Raw genomic sequence first — 3,363 nt, 5'->3', positions numbered from 1 at the left:
CGGCCGCAACCGCGTCCACCTCGCCACCCCCACCACCGACCCCGCCACCCCCGCCGTCACCGGCCCCGCCACCGGCCCCGCCGGCGCCGGTCCCGAGACCGAGAGACGATCCACGACCGGGACCGGGGACCCGGCACGGCCCGCACCGGACGGCACCGCCACCGGCCCGGGGACGCCCGCGGCGCCGACCGCGGCCTGAGGGCGGGGTGCCGGCGAGCCGGGCCGCCGGGAAGGCGGCGGCGGCCGCTCGGCGGCGCTGCGCGGACTCCAGGGGTGGGCGGCCCGGCATGGCTCCACAGTCGTGGCGGTCCGGTGCGCGCCGGCCTGGCGCGTGCGCGCGTTCGGGTCTCGGCCGGCACCAGCAGTCATGACCGGGGCGGGTCGTTCCCGCCTGCGTCGCGGACGAGCAGCGCGATCTGCACCCGGTTGGCCAGGCCCAGCTTGGCCAGTGAACGGCTGACGTGCGCCTTGACCGAGGTCTCGGTCATGCCCAGCTCGCGGGCGATTTCGGCGTTGGACAGCCCTCGGGCCACCGCCCGCGCGATGTGGCGCTCGCGCTCGGTGAGCCTGGACAGGCGCTTCCTTGCGGCAGCCGAATCGGGGGTCTCCTGCCCGGCGAAGACGTCAAGCACGCGCTTGGTGACCGTCGGTGCCAGCACGGCGTTCCCCTGGGTCACCGCGCGCACGGCGGCGATCAGGTCGCGGGGCGCGGTGTCCTTCAGCAGGAAGCCCGCTGCCCCGGCCCGCAGGGCGCCGTAGACGTACTCATCGCGATCGAAGGTGGTGAGCATGACCGTCTTGGGCGGCTGAGGCGAGCGATTGATCTCCCTGAGCGCCGTCACACCGTCCATGACGGGCATCCGCACGTCCATGAGGACGACGTGCGGCCGGTAGCGGGCGGCCTCGGTCACCGCCTCGGACCCGTTCCGCGCCTCGGCGATCACCTCGATGTCGCCGGCGGCCTCCAGGATCGCGCGCAGGCCCGTGCGCACCAGCGCCTCGTCGTCCGCGACGAGCACTTTGATCATGTCGGTAGCCTGACGCTGACCAGGAATCCGCCGTCCGGCTGCGCCCCGGCGGTGAACTGTCCGCCCAGCAGCTCCACTCGTTCGCGCAGCCCCAGCAGCCCGGACCCGCCGCCGGGTAGGTCCAGGGCCGGCTCGGGCGGGGCGGCGTTGCGCACGTCGACCTGCAGCGCGGCGGGCAGGTGACGCAGGACGACCTGGGTCGCGGCCCGGCCCGCGTGTTTGTGGATGTTGGTGAGGGCCTCCTGGACGACGCGGTAGGCGGTGTGCTGGACCATGACCGGCAGCGCGCCGGGATCGCCTTCCTCGTGCCGTTCCACCGGTACGCCGGCCGAGCGGGATTGCTCCACAAGCCCGTCGAGATCGGCCAGCGTCGGCTGCGGACGGTAGTCCCCGCCCTCCTCGCCGAGGACCCCCAGCACCGCTCTGAGCTCGGTGAGCGCGTCCTTGCCCGTGACGCGGATCAGTTCCGCCTCCGCCGCGGTCCTGTCGTCGGTGGCGTTGATCTCCAGCGCTCCCGCCCGCAGGACCATGAGCGAGACCCGGTGTGTCACCACGTCGTGCATCTCGCGCGCGATCCGGGCGCGCTCCTGCGCGCGCGCCTGCTCGGTTCGCGCGGCCTGCTCGCGCTCCAGCCGCCAGGCACGCTCGCGCAGCCCCGCGACCACTTGCCGGCGGGCGCCCGCCCACAGTCCGAGCGCCAGCGGGAACCAGACGAACAGGGGCGCACCGCCGAGTGCGGAGGCCAACCCGGCACCGGGCTGCGGGATGACTGCGACCAGACTGGCCGGCACCGTGTACAGCGCGAGCGGGACCGGACGCCGCAGGGCGGTCGCGGCGGCGTACGAGGCCACGGCCAGCAGCAGCCCCGGCGCGCGGAGCACGGCGTCGGCCAGCGCCAGCGCCAGGAGCGGCCACAGCCGGCCGGGCACCGCCCGGGCCGCCGACGCGGCCAGCAACCCCACCACGGCGGCCGGAACGTAGGCGGCCGGCGGGTGCGCGGGCAGCCCGGCCAGTGCGGCCACGTACCCGTACGGCTGCGCGCCCGGCAACGCCGCCGGCACGAAAGCCCCGCAGAAGGCGGCCGCGGGCAGCACCCATGGCAAGAGCCCGGCCCGCACATCCCTCACCCGCCACAGAGTAGAGACAGCCAAGCGGTGTCCCAAGCGGCCCGTCACCAACTGAGCACCCGCAACGGCGCCCTGCCCTCGGCGGGCTGAGCCTGCGTACGCGGCTGCGGCGCGGCATCGCGCAGCACCTTGATCCCGAGCGGCACGAGCACCAGGCACAGGGCCGCGCCCGACAGGACCCCGTCGATCAGCTCGCTCCTCTTCAGCACACCGGTCCACATCCATCCCGCGAACAGGAACAGGACCACCCGCCCGGTGCCGAACGCGCCCGAGCGGAAGGCGGCCAGACCGAGGAGCGGTGTCCCGACGTAGAGACCGAAGGCCGCCGAGACCGGTACCCGCCAGGGCCCGTAGGAGATGTCCGTGTACAGGTCCATCACGATCTCGGTCGTCCGCTCCAGCCCGAGGGTCCCGATGAGCCGCAGCGCCGTCTCGTCCACCCCCGCCCAGTACAGGCGCGAGAACAAGCCCACGACCACCAATGCGCCGCCCAGACGGGCCAGCCGGGGTGAGCCCGCGGCGGCCACCCGGGCCAGCACGACGACGGCCAGGCACAGCACGATGGCGCCCGCCGTGTAAAGGGCGTACCCGGCCGTGGCCGGCCCTGGGTTCACGGCGTAGGCGGCCAGCTGCTCGGGTGCGGCGAACGGCTGCGTCGCGAAGAACGCCCGCTGCTCCGACGTGAACTCCGCCGTGCTTCCCGCCAGGTGGCGCAGCGTCAGCCCGGCGAACCACAGCAGCGGCCCCAGCACCAGAGCGCCCCCTCCGATGAACCGCCCGGGAAACCAGGCGCTGTGGTGAACCGACGCGGGAGTGATGTCGATCGATGGCATGCCCCCACCCTGGCGCGCAGCACGAGGCCACCGCACCCGCCGTTCGGCACGTACGGATGTCTCTTTAGTCGCGGTGCCGCCGAGAACGGCGGAATGAGCCGTCGGTCACCCGGTCGCCGGTCATGTCGGACCAGTGGCGCCGCGGCGGTCCGTCAGCGCCCGGCGGCCGGCGGCGGGGAGAGCGCGGCCAGCAGCTCGTCCGTGCGGGCGCTCCGGGCCTCGGCGGCCTCGAGCGCGGCGCGCAGCTCCCGCACCCGCTCCTCGGCCGCCTGCCGTACGGCGTGCGCCCGTTCGGCCTCGGCGCGCGCCGCCGCGCCCTCCCGCTCGGCCCGGTCGAGCTCGCGGCGGGCGCCCTCGGCCTCGGCGCGGGCCCCA

Annotated in this window: 3 protein-coding genes and 2 pseudogenes; 1 reads left to right on the top strand and 4 read right to left on the bottom strand. The window is 75.1% G+C overall.

The genetic code is table 11. The features are described 5' to 3' along the window. Positions 1-199, top strand: a pseudogene (locus tag ABD823_RS34180) (hypothetical protein); the annotation flags it as partial. A 166-nt stretch (positions 200-365) separates the two neighbouring features. Here the strand turns inward: ABD823_RS34180 and ABD823_RS34175 are convergent. The 4 genes and pseudogenes from ABD823_RS34175 to ABD823_RS34160 form a co-directional block, all read right to left on the bottom strand. Further along, positions 366-1,028 (bottom strand): response regulator, encoded by a 663-nt coding sequence (locus tag ABD823_RS34175; protein ID WP_344867056.1) that lies wholly within the window; start codon positions 1,026-1,028, stop codon positions 366-368. After that, complete coding sequence (locus ABD823_RS34170) at positions 1,025-2,155, bottom strand: sensor histidine kinase (RefSeq protein ID WP_344867054.1); 1,131 nt, start codon at positions 2,153-2,155, stop codon at positions 1,025-1,027. Before ABD823_RS34170 ends, ABD823_RS34175 begins: the two co-directional genes overlap by 4 nt. Before the next feature lie 44 nt (positions 2,156-2,199). Then, positions 2,200-2,988, bottom strand: a complete 789-nt coding sequence (locus ABD823_RS34165; protein WP_344867052.1) for a hypothetical protein — start codon at positions 2,986-2,988, stop codon at positions 2,200-2,202. A 152-nt stretch (positions 2,989-3,140) separates the two neighbouring features. Next, positions 3,141-3,363 (bottom strand): annotated as a pseudogene (locus ABD823_RS34160) (hypothetical protein); the annotation flags it as partial.

This window comes from Planomonospora alba (genome assembly GCF_039534085.1).
GTDB lineage: Bacteria > Actinomycetota > Actinomycetes > Streptosporangiales > Streptosporangiaceae > Planomonospora_B > Planomonospora_B alba.
This window is presented reverse-complemented; position numbering and strand designations above follow the sequence as displayed.

Excerpts from the sequence above, each read along its gene's own strand:
- ABD823_RS34175 (WP_344867056.1), bottom strand. The coding sequence starts at position 1,028 with ATGATCAAAGTGCTCGTCGCGGACGACGAGGCGCTGGTGCGCACGGGC.
- ABD823_RS34165 (WP_344867052.1), bottom strand. The coding sequence starts at position 2,988 with ATGCCATCGATCGACATCACTCCCGCGTCGGTTCACCACAGCGCCTGG.